Origin of the sequence: Legionella oakridgensis ATCC 33761 = DSM 21215, from assembly GCF_000512355.1 — a bacterium.
Taxonomy (GTDB): domain Bacteria; phylum Pseudomonadota; class Gammaproteobacteria; order Legionellales; family Legionellaceae; genus Legionella_A; species Legionella_A oakridgensis.
Map to the genome: position 1 here is coordinate 204321 of NZ_CP004006.1, position 16012 is coordinate 220332.

A 16012-nucleotide genomic window follows, 5' to 3' on the forward strand; every position below is an offset into this window, starting at 1 on the left:
AATTGCAGAGTACATGTTTCTTGCGAACGCTCGATTTTTGACAAAATCAGTCGGCATTACTAATTTAATTAGTGATACTGACAAATAATGTCAAACTCATATGAGTTGCACTTGGTTTTTTGCACTATATATGTTAGTTGAGCAAACTAAGTAATCTATGTATCTGCCCCACAAGATAAAAGGGAATGGATATAAAAGTATAGTTTACGGATTTCCCTAAATTATCTTTTACATCTACATTAGTTTTACTTGGATAATCAGAATTAATTCGCATGGCGAGAGGTAATTTTTTTAATCCCATGAAAACATGTAGTGACTTTAGGCTTCCTGTGGCACCAGCTTTTACTTCAATAGGTATAATTTTATTACCATGTTGGATTACATAATCAATTTCAGCACTTGAACCAGCCTCTTCTCTATGCCAATAATACAAAACTGGTTCAATATAGGGTGGTTCAATTGTTCTTAGCAATTGGCCAACTACCTGTTCAGCGATGCCGCCATTATTAATCAAAAGAATTTCATTTGTTGAATTAATTTGGTTTAAACTCAGTCCTAGTGCTGTACTACATAAGCCTATATCAAGGAAAATTTCTTTAAAAAATTTTTCTTTAATTTCAGATGCGAGGGGAACACCATTTGCTGAGCTACTTTGTACTCGGTGGCTAATTCGGGCTTTTTCTAACAGATCTAATACATGCTTTATTGTCGATGCTTGAATCGTTTTATTAACTCTACTAAATACAAATTTTTGTCCAAGCATTTTTGGAATAGAATTAAGTACTTCGTCTAATCTTTCTATCGCTAAACGACCTTTATATTTTGAAAAGTCATCGCGATAGGTGGCCAATAAGTCATTTTGTATTTGACTAACTCTATTCAGAGAGCGTTCAGCAGCCCAATTAGAGACTACAGCGGGCATACCGCCGATAATCAGATATTCTTTAAATAAAGTAGTTAATTGCTCGTGAATCGCAGAGGGGAGCTCGACACTTAGGTCATATTGATTTAAATAGTCATAAAGTGATTCTTTGTCATTTGCTAATAAAAATTCATCAAATGACAATGGTTCCAAATGCATATAGCTAACTCGCCCAACTGGCATACTAAATGAGTGCTCCGCTAGAATAAATTCTAATAGAGAGCCAGCGGAGATTACTGCTAGTTGGGGTAAATCTTCTGCAAACCAACGGAGTTTGCTAAGCAGTTGAGGTGCTGCCTGTATTTCATCTAGGAATAATAAGCACTTTGGGGGATCTATTTTCTGATTTAATACCGTACTTAAATTTAATAAAATTTGATTTACATCATTAGAAGCAAAAAGACTGGCATAGGAAGGTTGCTTCTCGAAGTTGAGTTCAATTAATTGCATTCCTGTCTTTTCAGCTAAGTGCCTTACTAGCCATGTTTTACCAACTTGTCTTGCCCCACGAATGACTAATGGTTTCCGGTCAGGTGAAACCAGCCAGTTATCCATATAATTTAATAGAGTTCGTTTCATTTAATATACTTATCATTAGTAATATACTAAATTATAAGCAATAATATATTTAAGTCAACAAAACAGACGGTTGTTTTTATTATTAAACCAACAAAACAGCACCATGTTTTAATTAATAGCCATGGAAAACAGAGGGTTGTTATTTGAATTTTTTAAAGTATTGAGGGCTGGTAACACCACATGATATTTACTTTAATCTCCATTAAATACTAATACTTACCTATTACTGGAGATTAAAGTAAATGATGGTAGAACAATTTTTTTATGACCACTCAACCAACCATAAATTGGGTTATCAAGCAACACCAAAGGTTAATTAACCTCAGCTCGACATAAGCAAGCCTAAATTTTTATTAAGGGAATGGATTTTGAGGGAAGGTTTTCTTGGTTTGAGCATGATTGGCACATCAATTTACTTGAAAAGCAAAAAACAAATATATAAACGGAATATAAAATTAATAATTAATGAATTTACTTAGTTAATATTTTATACTTTCTTAATAATATACTGCTTTCATAAAATCTATATATCTACTATGGCTACTGAATTTGCGCTTTCTTTGGAAAACGATACTATTAAGCCCTCTATTGAAATTGGGGCTTTTGAAGCACTTTGGGCCAATAGAGAAGTCTCGTCATATAAGCAATTGTGGGAAAAACTAGCTAACTCCCAAGATCGATATTTAAGTAATCTTGTTGAATATAATTGTGCAGAAAAATTTTATAAAGAGGCAGTTAAACGTCTCTACAATGCTGGAATTAAACATTTTGGTGTAAAAATTTCTGGCACAATTGATTATCCTCAAGGGTTGGAGGATGCAGATTATCCATTAGCTTTATTATATTACATAGGTAATTGGGATCTTGTCTTTTCAAATGGTATATCAGTGGTTGGTACTCGCCATCCATCTTCGGAGGGAATTAAAAGAACTATCCGATTAGTGAAAGGGTTAGTCGAGGCTAACTATACTATATTTTCTGGCTTGGCTGCGGGAATTGATGCCGTTGCTCACAGAACTGCAATTGAATCAGGTGGGTTAACTGTTGCTGTCGTTGGAACTCCACTTTGGTTAAAGTATCCTAAAGAAAATTCAGAGTTATATAGTAAAATAGCTAAAGATTTTCTTTTAATTAGTCAAGTTCCAATAGTCTCATATCAACAGAAAGATATAAAATTTAATCGTCTTTATTTCCCTGAAAGAAACAAAACAATGTCTGCACTCTCAAAAGCCACTGTGATTGTTGAGGCAGGGGAAACTTCCGGTACATTAACACAAGCAAATGCAGCTTTGAAACAAGGAAGAAAAGTTTTTATCTTAAATAATAATTTTGAAAATCCGAACTTAACTTGGCCACATCGATTAGAAAAGGCTGGTGCAATCCGAGTACGTAATATAGAGGATATTTTGAAGGTTCTATGAAGTGAAATATATTCTACAACAAATAGACGATTCTTTATTACGTGACCATCTTTATTTAGAGGCGAATGATAAGTGTTATTTTTACGGAGAATATGCTGGGCGGCAAGGCTATGCATTCAGTGAGACAAATCAATTAATTTTTAATTTTAAAAAGCCGATGAAAGCTCGTAATAAACCTGATTGGCAGTATAAAATTAAAGCAATAGAAACTATCTCTCAGATTCTTCCTGCTAGCAAGGGATGGGCAAAGCTTAGACAGTATACATGGGTTCCTATTCCCCCCTCAAAAGATCGAAATGATCCTGAATATGATGATCGTTTGTTGCAAGTTTTATTAAAATTAAAAGAAACTGAGCAATGTCTTGATGTTAGAGAGATTCTATTGGCTCAAAAAAGCCGTAATGCGGCACATGCTCCTGACAATCAAGTACGGCCAACCATTAAAGATCATATTAGTAATTTAGTAGTAGATAAAGCATTATTAACTCCAGCTCCAAAGGCCATTGCAGTTTTTGACGATGTCTTAACTACTGGAGCGAGCTTTAAAGCAGCTCAATACATTTTAAGGAAAGCATTCCCCTCAATACCTATTATTGGAATTTTTGTTGCTCGTAATATCAATTTAATAGACGATATTTGATGCGAAGCGAGGTTTCAATTTTCACTAATGTCGATGAGAATTTAAATTTTCAGAGTCAATTAATAGCAACGGATATTTGAATTATTTTGAACGAGAGAATCATGGCTAAAAATATTAATTATCATGATTATTTAATTGAATCCTTAAAAGAACCCTCTGAGGCAGCTGGGTATTTAAATGCAGCGCTCGATGATGGTGATATTGATGGTTTTTTAGAAGCATTACATAATGTAATAGAAGCTTATGGTAGTATGACTAAGTTATCAGAAAAATTTCAAGAGAGATACAATCCAAACTCTGAAAGCATTAGGATCTCATTTATGAGTAATGCCAATGATTTTGAAGATCAAAAGAATGATTAATCTCTGGGAAAAACTACCCAATCCCTGCCCAAAAAAATAAGCGATAAAATAAAACTATATAATATCAATAGCTTATAAAAAATTGTCGTGGGTTCGATTCCCGCCGCCTCCACCAATTCATTATCCGATACAGTCCAATAAAGTTTAAAAATCCTTGTAAATACTAATAGTTATCCATATCATACGTGCATTGTTGTCCGATGTATATCGGCTCTTTCCCATTTAAGGGGGCAGCTTTAATCACCCGCAGAGGACCTTAACACGTACTCTATAATTTTCAAAATTTCTAAAACCATAAGCTCTTCGCTGAATGAGTTTCATTTTGCGATGAAAGCCTTCTGTTATTCCATTTGACTTACTAAATCGCCACATTCTGGCCACTTCATCTTTCCAAGCCCAAAGTGTTTTACCTAATGATGCTAATGCTTTAAAACCACTTTGCTTTAACTCAGCCAACATTTCTAAGAAAGTAGGTATTACTTTACGGCACTCATGCTGTGTTAGCGCCCTTTTCATTAATAGTGAGTGCAGTTGTTGCTGAAATTGATATATAGCCTCTATTGCAGGATTTTCAGTGAAAAACGCATCTCTTTTGACTTTCTTCTCATCACTTAAGTTATCAGGTCTTGTTCTTAATAAGGCTAAGATACCTCTATTGTTTTTAATTTCAGTGGAGAGTTCTCGACAGGTCATCATACACTGATGTTGAATTAAACGGATTACATGAAACCTATCAGCCACTATCATAGCATTAGGAAAGTACTTCTTTACTAAGGAACGGTACGTACTGCTCAAGTCCATACAAATCACTTTGACACGTTCTTTTCCAGGTAATTGCTGGAGATATTCTTTTAATTCTTGCTCACGACGGCCACGAACCACATCAAATATCTTATGTTTTCTTAGGTCACAAAAAGTAGTTGCAAACCCTTCTTTCTTACTGAAAAAATGTTCATCAATACCCAGTACCACAGGACATGGTTTATTGATTAATTCTCGATGTTGCTCTTCATAATGCCGCTGATACCAGCGCTCTATGGTCGCTTTTCCTTTCTTATAACGCTCTGATAAATCTTTTTGAGATACCCCGCGGCTATGCTCATGAAACACTGCAGCTTGAGCTCGCCAAGTAGCACGTTGATGTTTATTGATACCGGGAAACTGTTGATTACCATAGCGACAACAAGTATGACAATAAAGCTTATACGCTTTAAACCTCAATACACTTCGACGATGCCCTATTAACTCATGGTGTACTGTTCTTACATACGATGATTTCTTGCGAACCTGCTTACTTTGGCAATGACTACACCGAGCTAATCGGTTATAAGTTACATCTAATAATAAGGGTTGATACCCACTCACTTTTAATATGGAAAATCCAGGTAAATTTAGGATAAGATTGTTCTTAGGCACTTTAATCTCCTTTTGATCGCTAAATCAAGGACTTAGTCTAGACTAATTTGATTAAAGTGCCCCCTTAATTGGTGTAGAGCCGGCATTCAGAAATCCATTTAATAAGTATTCCCATTTATTATTTTAGACAAGCCCCTGATTGCAAGCAAACAGAGCTTCTCTGGCTATTTGAAAGATGAATTGCGAAAATTATGACCTTTAATTTTAAAGAGTTCCCAAAAGATAGACCACTTTATAAATATTTAAAAAACGAGCATGCTGATTTTTTACTGGAAGGAAAGATCCATATTGGCACCCTTTTCTATTTTCGAGATATTAAACAACATGGTGATGAAATAGGTGATAGCAATGAGGGGAAGAAAGAGGTTTTTGAGGATATTGAGGATTTAACTATAGAGGATCCGTCCTCTCAAAACACCTTAAGCAAATTTGCTCAAAGATTTATTAAATTAGAGAATACAGCACAAAATACAACTTTTATAAATTGTGAGCTTGTCGAACAGCAACATAGCAACAATTGCTTTATATATTGTATGTCTAAAGGTTTGACAGAATACTTGGTAGTCAGTTGTATGGTAATGCACATGCTTGCATCAAAATTAGAAGTCCTTATAGATTTATAAATTGTATATCCAAAGTAATAAATAATTGTGCAGTTTTTGTTAACTTATCTTCTGTCATCTACGGAGATAGAAGGCAATCGTATGGAGAACATAATAACTATCATGCTTCAATAATAAAACCCCCACTGCATAAACATCATGCAGAAGTTAGAGCAATTTGGACACCCAAATCTCAAAGAGAAAACCTCCATTGCTTAGACGTTCAAATTCCCGTTAGATATATTAAAAGGTATTGTGAACTTGTTTATAAAATTGATTTTGATTAGCAGGGTTGTATCAAGACCCGACATTGTATCTTTAATGTGATATAGATCTCATGTTATGTCACGATCCAACCTACACTTGCTAACACCCTGCATTTGAATAATTTGAGGAAATAATTGATTCGTGTTGCGCAACATGCTATATTTTTACATATGATTAAATCATTTAAACATAAAGGTCTTAAGCGCTTTTTCGAAACTGGAGATCATTCAGGTATACAGTCTAAGCATCAAAAAAGGTTAAGACTACAATTAGGTGCGCTTAATACTGCTAAAGTCATAGAAGATATGGATTTGCCAGGTTATGACCTGCATAAATTAAAAGGTGATCGCAAGGGATGTTGGTCTATTACAGTAAATGGTAATTGGCGTATTACATTTGAATTTGAAGATGGTGATGCATACATCGTAAATTATGAGGATTATCACTGATGGCTATACAATATAATCCACCACACCCAGGTGAATTCATTAAAGAAACTTATATTGAAACATTGAATATAAGTCTAAGGCAGGCAGCAAAGGATTTAGATGTTGCGCCTTCAACTTTTTCACGGCTCATACAAGGCAAATCGGATCTTTCTCCTGAAATGGCTTTAAAACTTAGTAAAGCGTTTGGCAGAAGTCCTGAAAGTTGGATGCAGATGCAAACTAATTTTGAGCTTTGGAGAGCTAGACAACATGTTAATCTTGAGCGTGTTCATGTGATTTATGCACATGCGTCTTAGCCTGTTAACAATTTATAAAAGGGATAGCTCAAGAAACTGATATAGTTTAAAAAAAGGGTTTATTGCGGGTTTATTTGCTGACAATTAAGGACAACCAAAGACAACAAGATAGCAATTGCCTATCTGCATCCCGTCTTGATTTGATGCGGTTTTTCATAGTCTTTCATTGTTTTTCATGATTTTCCCAAAACCTATAGTAGCGGGTTCGATTCCGGCAACCATATAATTTATTGATTTATAAGAGCAAAAAATCCATAAAGTGTGAAACTCGTGTTAAATTGTGAAGGCAGGCTCTAAGCTCATATTTATTAATAATTCATTAAATTTAGGTGAAACTTGTAGCAAAGGAAACAACACTTTTTGTTGAAGTGTAGTTATTAATTGACTCTTTAAATCATCTTCTGGTAGTTTTTTAATTTTATCAATCAGTTCGTAAAGCAGGCTGTATGAAATTCGGCCATATCCTTCTCTATAATAAGTTTTGATTTCAGCTGCTAAATTATTTATAGTTTTGACATAATAAGAAAGACTATCTTCAGGCAGTGCCAGCCATTTAGATTGCAAAAGACTGGTGGATTCTCTTGCAAAAAAAGCAGGATAACTGGCCAACACTTTCCTTTTTTTACTAGGGGGATCATCCATTGTTTCCCTGAGATCACTCTTTTCTTCCCTTACTTCTTCCATGGCTTGCAAAGTGGGTATTCTAATAATCCCTTGTGATTCTTCACGTAAGTCAAAATAATCCCGTGTAGCACGATATAACGCTTTCTCATCAGCCCTGCCTTTTTTAAACACCAAGTGTGCTTTTACATCATGAAAAGCAAGAGCATAAGCCACTTTCTCTTGATTTAACATGCGCATAGTTCGTCCTGCTGATTGGGCAAATTGCGCTGCATCTCCTGCTTGTAAGTATATTATCCAATACACCTCTTTATCACTAAAACCTACTTTAGCCATACCCTTGCAAATCAATATACTAGGGCCGTCTTTTGCCTGATAGCGTTTAAAGGCTTTCAAGTTTTCGTATGAATCAGGCTCATTGGAATTGATTTCAAAACAAGCAATACCTGCTTGCTCTAAAATCCCTTTCAATTGTTTTGAATAATTGACTTCTCCTTCGTTATTGGGCACATAAATAATGCCTTTTTTTCCTTTAATGGACCACCACTAGGCAATAGGCTATCAAGAATAGTAGGCATGGCTGATATTACACGCCATACTCCATCGGGACTATAAGCCTCATTAAATGTATCTAAAATGCACGGCGTTAAATAATCATGGTCAACTGCTGCTTCACGTGTGTATTCAATAGACACCACTTTATCTAACGACCAAAGTGCCTGGCTTTTTTTAGGAGTTGCCGTAAACCCCGCCACAAACGTTTGTTTTGTTTGAGGATGCGTGATGTCTATCTTACTTATTATTTTTGATTGCATGTGAGCTTCATCAATCAATAACAGGGCTGGGTGCTGGTAAGGGGCTAAAGCCTCTGCCTCTGTCTCCTGTAACTTCGAATAACTGTCTTGGCAAAAAATAAGTACACAAGGACGTCCATCCAGGGTTCGATTATAAAGCAATGTTTCTGCTGTTATCGAGGTCTCTTTAGCATCAACCTTCACTATTTGGCTTGCCTCAATGGGAAAATTAGGAAAACTAGCTAAAACAGCAAGAAAATCTTCATAAGCTTGCTGAACCAAGTGTTGATACGGCGTTACTATCACAACAGGCCGTCTTGTCCCTGCCAAAAGTGCCGCTATTGCCAAGTAGATTTGGACATACGTCTTCCCTGTTCCTGTGGCCATAGTGATTTGCCCGATAAAACGCTCTTGAGACAGACGGGTGCTAATATTGGTTAGTATCTCTTTCTGATATTCATGCAAATGGCCTTGTTCTTGAATGAAAATCAATGACTCTCTTAATTTCGCTAAGAAGGTTTCCTCATCAATAGGAACCTGACTCACCTCCGCTTTATAAGCTAGCCGATTGGCCCATGCGTGCGTCATCATCAAATCTTTCGTTTGATGATGATGCAATAAAGTCTGGTGAAGCTTGATGTTTTTCTCTATGATGCCTTGCAAAATGTGTACTGTTTTTTCAATTGCATCTCGATGCACTGACAATAAATGCATTAATCCTTCTTGAAACAAGCCCTCCATGTTCACTTGACATAATGCATCTGCCGTCTTGACTACCTTACGGCATAAACTTGGTAACGAGGCTCGTTTAATACCGTGCTCCTTTACATCAAGTACAAAATAACCTTGCATGCCACGAGTCGATAACAATTTTTCAAACATCAATTGAAAATAATAATCTTCTCCCCAAAATCCATTCGCCTCTGCCGGGAAAAAAGGCAACAGCCAATGAGATCTTGTGTGGCCCAAAATCTCATACAACAATGCCAAATCAAATGAATAAAACTTTGAACCCAGCTCACCAGGTTGTTGGCGACGTACCCCTTGATTAGATACCGTCGCAAGACTCACACAAGCTGATTTCTCCGATTTCGCCTCCGTATCTAATATCGTTATGTATTCTTCCCATGACGATATTGGATGTTTGCTGTATATGCGCTCTATGTTGTCATCCAACATCAACGCTTGTGTTATCCCATGCTCCTCTTGTAAAAGTAGTGCATAATAAAAAGCTGCTATCCGTCGACTATTCACCAACTCAAGCTTTTCATAACTACCATGCGTTAAAGACCACAACTCATCCAAGACTAAAAAATCAATGCCAGGTTGCAAATGCCCCTGCAATAACCCAAACTCCTCCCGAGTTCCAACTAATATCACGCGCACATCCGAAGTAGTCCTGTTTCCTATCTGCGGAATATAGGCTTTTTCTTTTCGTCCTGAGAAAACAAAAAGAGGTTTATCTCCCGAGCTAAAAGGCTTGCTCGTGTATAAGCACAATCCAATACGCAAGCCTTCCTCATGAAATAGGTGAGGAACTTCATTTAATAATGATGAAACCACGCCCCTAGTATTTTCAAGGGGGATCAACCCAAGCTGGGATGAAAACGATCCCCATACCGATTCATCAATTCTACTTGAACGAACAGATATTGGAAGGCGCGGAATCTTATTGCGAAGGTATTTCTCAGAAATGCCAGCCATTGGTTGTTTGGAAAACAAAACTTCTTCCTCTTCTAAAACATCCTCTTCCGATTCAATAGCTGCTTGAGCTACACCAGAGGCTGGCTGTCGTTTTGCATATTTTAAGAGATGATGGTATAAAACACTTGTTGTAAAAACTTTAATTTCCTGGCCATCTTCATTTTTTGCAAACCATTGCCTGCCTCTTTGGTAAGTTTCTACCTCAGGAGGAACAGTCTCTCCATTTGCATATTTTAAGCGACGATGGCCTAAAGCATTTGCTGTAAAAACTTCAATTTCTTGGCCATCTTCATTTTTTGCAAACCATTGTCTGCCACTTTGGTAGGTTTCTACCTCAGGAGGAACAGCCTCTCCATTTGCATATTTTAAGCGACGACCACTTAAAGCACTTGTTGTAAAAACTTTAATTTCTTGGCCATCTTTATCTTTTGCAAACCAAAGTCTGTCTTTTTGGTAAGTTTCCACCTCAGGAGGAACAGTTTCTCCATTCGCATATTTTAAACGACAATGACTCAATGCAAATTCTTTTTGGATTTTCTCTTTGCTCATATTTTAATTTTTATGATCAATAATTAAACATTTATATGGTAATTAATAAATACAGTCAATTTTTGGAGCTTGTCCTGTAGGTAGCGAATGAGTGGTTCGAATGTGGCTAAAAAGGAAAAGAGAGGAAGAACACTGTGAAATGTCGTACAATTGATTGTGTTATGATCAAATGCCAATCTAAATGATAAAAAATTAAATATACGAGGCCTCAATACAATTCACTTTATTTACTTAACACTTTTTGTTAAGTCTAGAGAGCAAATTGCATAAAATCAAGAATACATCTAGGGTTATGGTGATTAAACTTGAGTCACAGATTGTGGTCTTGGGTGAAGAAAAAAGCATCAAAAAAGCCCTATTTACGCCCCAAAATTAGTAATCAATAATTCTAGCCTATAAAAATCAATTGGTTATAAAAAATCGTCGCGGGTTCAATTCCCGCCGCCTCCATAACTTACTGATTTATATCACCATTTTTGATTAATTTTTCAAACGGCACTGTTGCGGCACCACGTTTTCTCATAATTTAGCTCCTAGGTTTTGGATTCATCAATATATCAAATAATTTATTTGCTACTAGATCTATTCCTTCAGCGGAGTTTAGGGCGACAACATTTGTAAAACTAGAACAGTATTCATATACCTGATTTCTTGTAACATTGTGCCAAATTGGCAATACAACAGTTTTTCCATCTGATATTTCACGTTGGAATATAGATTCAAATTCCTTTTTTGACCAACCTGTATTGGATATAAAAGCTGGTGAAATAATTACAATACATTTATTGCATTTTTTAATTCCATCCTCGATACTTTCTCTTAAATTATCTCCAACTCTCAGAGAAAACTCATCATACCAAACAGTACATAATCGACTTCTTAAATTTTCACATAAAGGTCGGACAAAATCATTTTTATCACGTGAGTCATGCGAAATAAATGCTCGTGGTTTTTCTAATTCTGCTCGTTTTTTATATACACGCTGTCCCTAATTAAAAGTATTAGCCCTTTATTGTAGGCATTTTGAATGTAAAGATTTTTTCTTGATCACTGAAAGTAGTATTTGAATAGATATAAACTATGTTTGTGAAAATCATTTTCTCATTAGTTCTTCGATGTTCAAAAAACAACCCTCCACTTACTAAAAACTCTTTTGACCAATCTAATATTTGATTTGTATCTAATAAAAAATTTTGTAGCCCCTGATCTAGTATATTTATTTTATTATCAGGAATATAATATGAAATGAACTTACTATTGCTCATAAAGTCTAAATGCAATGTCCCAATTATTTGAGAGTTGTTTTGATTACTAGTGAATGTTTTAGATAATTTTAAAGTACTCTGAAAATCATTATCGTAGTAATTTTTTAGTGTGTTCATTTGATTTCTTCCCACCCTTGTCATAATGACTAATACATTATATTGAAATTGCTATTCATACCAATCTCTGGAAAACTTGCAAATTATATCAAAACAGATATAATTATATCAAAGTGGATATAAAATAATATGAAACCAATACGATTTTTAGGTGATTCGTTAGCTCGTTTACGAGAGTTTGATGCTGATGCGAAACAGGATGCGGGTTACCAGCTGGATAAAATACAACGTGGTGAGCAACCCGATGATTTTAAACCCATGCCTTCAATCGGCAAGGGTGTTGAAGAAATTAGAATTTGGGATGAATCGGGAACGTATCGTGTCGTTTATACAGCAAGACTTGCAGATGCGGTATATGTTTTACATGCGTTCCAGAAAAAGACTCAAGCCACAGCAAAACGTGATATTGATCTTGCAAAAGCACGTTTTACTGAACTGATGAGGAGCAAACAGAAATGAGTAAAGCAGAAAGCTTCGATAATATTTGGGATGCAATTGCTGATACCGCTGGAGAATCAGCTAATATGCAAGCAAAAGCGGAATTGATGCGCCAAATTGTAGCGATTGTTAAAAAAAATGGCTGGAAACAAGTTGAAGCCGCGAAACATTGCGGAATCACCCAACCAAGATTGAATGACATGTTACGTGGTCGTATTTCTCGATTTTCATTAGATGCCTTGGTCAATATTGCTGCCGCTATTGGGCAACGTGTTCATATTGAATTAGAAGCAGCATAATCACCGGCACCAAAACGGCACCATTTGCAGACAATTAAAGACCGTGAAAGACAACTTTGTATATTTTAAAAACATGACGATAAACCTGAATTGGCGTGGTTTCTCATGGTCTTTGGTTGTTTTTCATGAATACGTAACAAACCCATTGTAGCGGGTTCGATTCCCGCCGCCTCCACCGTATAACTTGTTGATTTATAAGTATTTTTACCGCATTCATCTAATCCGCGGGGTTCCAGCGGGTTTATTTCACCAAAAAACGCACCCCAATTGTTTAAGGGTTTATATCCAAGTCTAAGTGAATTATCAGGTATCCATTTACCATAAGTTTTCATAACTATTTCCGTATCAACGTGCCCCATTTGACTCGCAACCCACATTATATTTTCTCCTGCTGATAACATCATAGATGCGAATGTATGGCGTGTTTGGTAAGGATTACGATATCGAACGCCAGCACGTTCAAGCGCATAGCTCCATGCCGTTCTTCTGATCTGATGATCCGTTTCCCAAGCTTTATTGGTACGGGGATTATGAAATACATGCTTACCTTGTGTTCGTTACCATGGGAGAAAAGATCATTTAGAATATTTGCTACAAGCACAGTTGTAGCTTCAATTAGATCTGATTTCTCTTCATCAGTTAAGTTGAGCCCATCCAAATGAGTTCTGTATAATTCCAGAGACATTGCACATTACCTATGTGCAATTGATTCTGTTTTCTACAGTAATCAAATTGGTTTGAAAGGGCTTGAGTGTTTCTCATAGCGTTTTAGACCTTACTCATTTTAGTTGCTTTGACAAGCGTAATTTTTCCGTTATGCGTCAACAGATTTAGACACGAGGTCGCATAAAGCATGAGCCATTTTGAATTTAAACCACTTAGACAGAGCGATTTAACCTTACTCCATCGCTGGTTTCAGGAGCCAACCATCAAGCATTGGTATGCTAGAGATAAAAACTGGTCATTTGATGAAATAAAGAAAAAATACGAACCCAGAGTTTTAGGCAAGGAACAGGTACCAAGTTTTATCGTGTACCACGATAATACACCTCTGGGATTCATTCAATATTATTTACTCGCTAACTCTTTACCTGATGGTATTGATGATTATAATCATCCGCTTTTTAAACAATGCCAGACGAATAAATTAGTAGGAATCGACCTTTTTATTGCACCCGATACAGCTAGAGGTAAGGGGTTAGGAGTGTTGCTGATTAATCAATTTATTTCAAAATTTTTTACTCAATTTAAAGCCGTAATCGTCGATCCAAATGTCAATAATCTCCAAGCTATTCGCTGCTATGAAAAAGCGGGTTTTAGTCAAACAGGATTCAGTGAGGATCCAAACCATCACGTCATGATAAAATACTTATTGCTGCCTAAAGATTGATAGTGAGTATATTGAAAACAGAACACTGTACCTTCAAAGCAATAAGTTAATTTTTAAGGTGTTAACATGGTAACAATCGACTATCTAAAACATCACTCAGACTGCATCCCAGAGCTTGCCAAGATTTGGCATGAAGTATTAGGAAAAATTTGGGTTCCTGATGTGCCCATTTTGCGTGTAGAAGAAAATTTACGAAATCATTTAAACACCGAACAGTTGCCGCTCACTTTCGTTGCTTTTAATGAGGACAAACTTGTTGGGATGTGCTCTTTACGTGCGAATGATGGAATTCGTCCTGAGTTAACCCCATGGCTAGGTTCGTTAGTGATATCACCAACTCACCAAAAACAAGGCATTGCAAGACAACTTATTAATCGAACAAAAGAGGAAGCACAAAGATTAGAGTTTAAAAATCTTTATCTTTTTGCTTTTGATCCTACCATTCCTGAATATTACTGTCGTCTTGGTTGGTGCCCGATTGGAATGGATGAATTTAAAGGACATCCTGTAACAGTCATGGAGATCATGTTGTGAAGATTAGACAATTGTTTGATTCAAATTGGCATCTATGGAAAGAAATTCGTTTGGATGCTCGGAAGAACTCTCCAGAAAGTTTTGGCTTTTCTTATGAAGAAGTGCCATGGTACCGAACCTATAGCACTTAAAATTAATGATACTTTCTATGATGAATATTTAATGGTATTGGATTTCAATGAGGAACCCATGAAAAAACTGGATACCTATCTGAGCCTTTGTACTGAAGTTTATGATTTAAGTAAACCTAATGCGTCACAAGAAGCGTACTTATTCTACCGAAGCTAATGCTGCAGAGGCTAAAGGCTTGATTTTAGAACTTATGTGCGGCACAGGTCGATTTTTATTGCCTTTGGCTGAAGAAGGATTCGATGTTCATGGCTTTGATGCAAGTCAGCCAATGCTAGAGCGGCTGCATGCAAAAGCCAGTAGCAAAAATCTTAATCCCAAAGTCTGGTATGGTTTTATTGAAGATTTAATTCAATCTGATAAATATTCTTTAATTTTTATACCAAGTAGTTCATTTTGCCTCATCACAGAAAAGGCGGATATTCAAAAAACCTTAAAAATTATTTATGAACATTTGGAAGATAAAGGACTTTTTGTATTTGAAGTAGAAACACTTCATGCGGTTCCTAAAGAATTAGGTATATGGAGAGGCACAAGATGGCCAAAAGAAGATGGTACAATCATCCTACTCAGCCAATTAGCTATGCTGGATGAAGAGGCTTGTTACTCTATAGGTAAATATGAACTGATTGATAACAACCGTATCATTCAAGCAGAAATCGAAGAATACAAAATTCGTATTTATCAAGACCCTTCTTTCTTGATCAATTTACTTACTGAGGCTGGTTTTAGCGAGGTACGAATGGTTAAAGCTTTTGACCGACATACATCGCCTAATGAAACAGATGAAAGCATTGTTTTTGAGTGCAGAAAATAATTGAGGTAATAAATGAATACACAAGAAATACCCAAAGAGTATCAACACATATCTCCAGCAGGTGCTGAAGTTCGATTGCTGATGAATAATCATTTAGGTGGAATGGCTCACTGTACTTTAAAGGCAGGAACGATTTCCAAAACAGTTCGTCATAAAACAGTATCTGAATTTTGGCATGTCCTTTCAGGGGAAGGTGCTATTTGGCGTAAGTTGAATGACAAAGAGAGTATTACTCCTTTAACCGCTGGAGTCAGCATTGATATTCCCTTAGGAGCACATTTTCAATACCGAAGTGATGCTTCAGATTTGGTGTTTATTTGCGTTACGATGCCACCTTGGTCAGGAAGTGATGAAGCAAATTATGTGGAGCATGGTGCTTGGCTTCCTACAGTGGAATAACA

The 16012-nt window shown here is 36.2% G+C and carries 18 protein-coding genes and 1 pseudogene; 12 read left to right on the forward strand and 7 right to left on the reverse strand.

Annotated elements, in window-relative coordinates; all coding sequences use genetic code 11:
• Positions 1-133 precede the first annotated feature (133 nt).
• Entirely contained in the window at positions 134-1501 is a 1368-nt protein-coding gene (locus tag LOA_RS00990; protein ID WP_011214457.1) for an ATP-binding protein, read from the reverse strand.
• Positions 1502-2037: 536 nt separating this feature from the next.
• Between LOA_RS00990 and LOA_RS00995 the strand changes: the two genes are divergently transcribed.
• The 3 genes from LOA_RS00995 to LOA_RS01005 all read left to right on the forward strand — a co-directional run bounded on the left by LOA_RS00995 (position 2038) and on the right by LOA_RS01005 (position 3924).
• The gene (locus LOA_RS00995) at positions 2038-2922 is read left to right on the forward strand and encodes a DNA-processing protein DprA (protein WP_011214458.1); all 885 of its coding nucleotides are present in this window, start codon (positions 2038-2040) and stop codon (positions 2920-2922) included.
• A gap of 1 nt (position 2923) precedes the next feature.
• The gene (locus LOA_RS01000) at positions 2924-3562 is read left to right on the forward strand and encodes a hypothetical protein (RefSeq protein ID WP_011214459.1); all 639 of its coding nucleotides are present in this window, start codon (positions 2924-2926) and stop codon (positions 3560-3562) included.
• 101 nt (positions 3563-3663) lie between these two features.
• Positions 3664-3924 (forward strand): helix-turn-helix domain-containing transcriptional regulator, encoded by a 261-nt coding sequence (locus tag LOA_RS01005; protein ID WP_011214460.1) that lies wholly within the window; start codon positions 3664-3666, stop codon positions 3922-3924.
• 240 nt (positions 3925-4164) lie between these two features.
• Here LOA_RS01005 and LOA_RS01010 read toward each other — a convergent pair whose 3' ends face one another.
• On the reverse strand, positions 4165-5340 hold the full coding sequence (locus LOA_RS01010; RefSeq protein ID WP_025384767.1) for an ISL3 family transposase: 1176 nt from the start codon (positions 5338-5340) through the stop codon (positions 4165-4167).
• Positions 5341-5531: 191 nt separating this feature from the next.
• Here LOA_RS01010 and LOA_RS01015 point away from each other — a divergent pair, with 191 nt between their 5' ends.
• The 3 genes from LOA_RS01015 to LOA_RS01025 all read left to right on the forward strand — a co-directional run bounded on the left by LOA_RS01015 (position 5532) and on the right by LOA_RS01025 (position 6954).
• Positions 5532-5963, forward strand: coding sequence for a hypothetical protein (locus LOA_RS01015; RefSeq protein ID WP_025384768.1), 432 nt, complete (start codon positions 5532-5534; stop codon positions 5961-5963).
• Positions 5964-6343: 380 nt separating this feature from the next.
• Positions 6344-6658, forward strand: coding sequence for a type II toxin-antitoxin system RelE/ParE family toxin (locus LOA_RS01020; RefSeq protein ID WP_269458314.1), 315 nt, complete (start codon positions 6344-6346; stop codon positions 6656-6658).
• Positions 6658-6954, forward strand: a complete 297-nt coding sequence (locus LOA_RS01025; protein ID WP_025384770.1) for a HigA family addiction module antitoxin — start codon at positions 6658-6660, stop codon at positions 6952-6954. Before LOA_RS01020 ends, LOA_RS01025 begins: the two co-directional genes overlap by 1 nt.
• Positions 6955-7227: 273 nt before the next feature.
• On the opposite strand, the gene LOA_RS01030 is transcribed toward LOA_RS01025, so the two are convergent.
• From LOA_RS01030 to LOA_RS01040, 4 genes are all read right to left on the reverse strand, one after another.
• Entirely contained in the window at positions 7228-8085 is an 858-nt protein-coding gene (locus LOA_RS01030; protein WP_025384771.1) for a DEAD/DEAH box helicase, read from the reverse strand.
• Positions 8043-10622, reverse strand: a complete 2580-nt coding sequence (locus tag LOA_RS01035) for a DEAD/DEAH box helicase family protein (RefSeq protein ID WP_025384772.1) — start codon at positions 10620-10622, stop codon at positions 8043-8045. The genes LOA_RS01030 and LOA_RS01035 overlap by 43 nt, the downstream gene beginning before the upstream one ends.
• A gap of 526 nt (positions 10623-11148) precedes the next feature.
• Entirely contained in the window at positions 11149-11559 is a 411-nt protein-coding gene (locus tag LOA_RS16095; RefSeq protein WP_081726600.1) for a toll/interleukin-1 receptor domain-containing protein, read from the reverse strand.
• Positions 11560-11623: 64 nt separating this feature from the next.
• Positions 11624-12004, reverse strand: coding sequence for a hypothetical protein (locus LOA_RS01040; RefSeq protein ID WP_148294846.1), 381 nt, complete (start codon positions 12002-12004; stop codon positions 11624-11626).
• A 129-nt stretch (positions 12005-12133) separates the two neighbouring features.
• Between LOA_RS01040 and LOA_RS01045 the strand changes: the two genes are divergently transcribed.
• Together LOA_RS01045 and LOA_RS01050 are read left to right on the forward strand one after the other, a co-directional pair.
• Positions 12134-12463 (forward strand): type II toxin-antitoxin system RelE/ParE family toxin, encoded by a 330-nt coding sequence (locus tag LOA_RS01045; RefSeq protein ID WP_025384774.1) that lies wholly within the window; start codon positions 12134-12136, stop codon positions 12461-12463.
• Positions 12460-12741: a helix-turn-helix domain-containing protein gene (locus tag LOA_RS01050; RefSeq protein WP_025384775.1), complete on the forward strand. Its 282-nt coding sequence runs from the start codon at positions 12460-12462 to the stop codon at positions 12739-12741. Before LOA_RS01045 ends, LOA_RS01050 begins: the two co-directional genes overlap by 4 nt.
• A gap of 65 nt (positions 12742-12806) precedes the next feature.
• On the opposite strand, the gene LOA_RS15965 is transcribed toward LOA_RS01050, so the two are convergent.
• Complete coding sequence (locus LOA_RS15965) at positions 12807-13232, reverse strand: site-specific integrase (protein WP_081726601.1); 426 nt, start codon at positions 13230-13232, stop codon at positions 12807-12809.
• A gap of 362 nt (positions 13233-13594) precedes the next feature.
• Here LOA_RS15965 and LOA_RS01065 point away from each other — a divergent pair, with 362 nt between their 5' ends.
• The 4 genes and pseudogenes from LOA_RS01065 (at position 13595) to LOA_RS01080 (ending at position 16010) form a co-directional block, all read left to right on the forward strand.
• Positions 13595-14131 (forward strand): GNAT family N-acetyltransferase, encoded by a 537-nt coding sequence (locus LOA_RS01065; protein ID WP_025384778.1) that lies wholly within the window; start codon positions 13595-13597, stop codon positions 14129-14131.
• A 66-nt stretch (positions 14132-14197) separates the two neighbouring features.
• Positions 14198-14665 carry a GNAT family N-acetyltransferase gene (locus tag LOA_RS01070; RefSeq protein WP_025384779.1) on the forward strand — a complete coding sequence of 156 codons (468 nt, stop codon included), beginning with the start codon at positions 14198-14200 and terminating at the stop codon, positions 14663-14665.
• Positions 14662-15611 (forward strand): annotated as a pseudogene (locus LOA_RS01075) (class I SAM-dependent DNA methyltransferase). Before LOA_RS01070 ends, LOA_RS01075 begins: the two are co-directional and overlap by 4 nt.
• 12 nt (positions 15612-15623) lie before the next feature.
• A complete protein-coding gene (locus LOA_RS01080; protein ID WP_025384780.1) occupies positions 15624-16010 on the forward strand; it encodes a cupin domain-containing protein in 387 nt (128 codons plus the stop codon).
• The last annotated feature ends 2 nt before the right edge of the window (positions 16011-16012 follow it).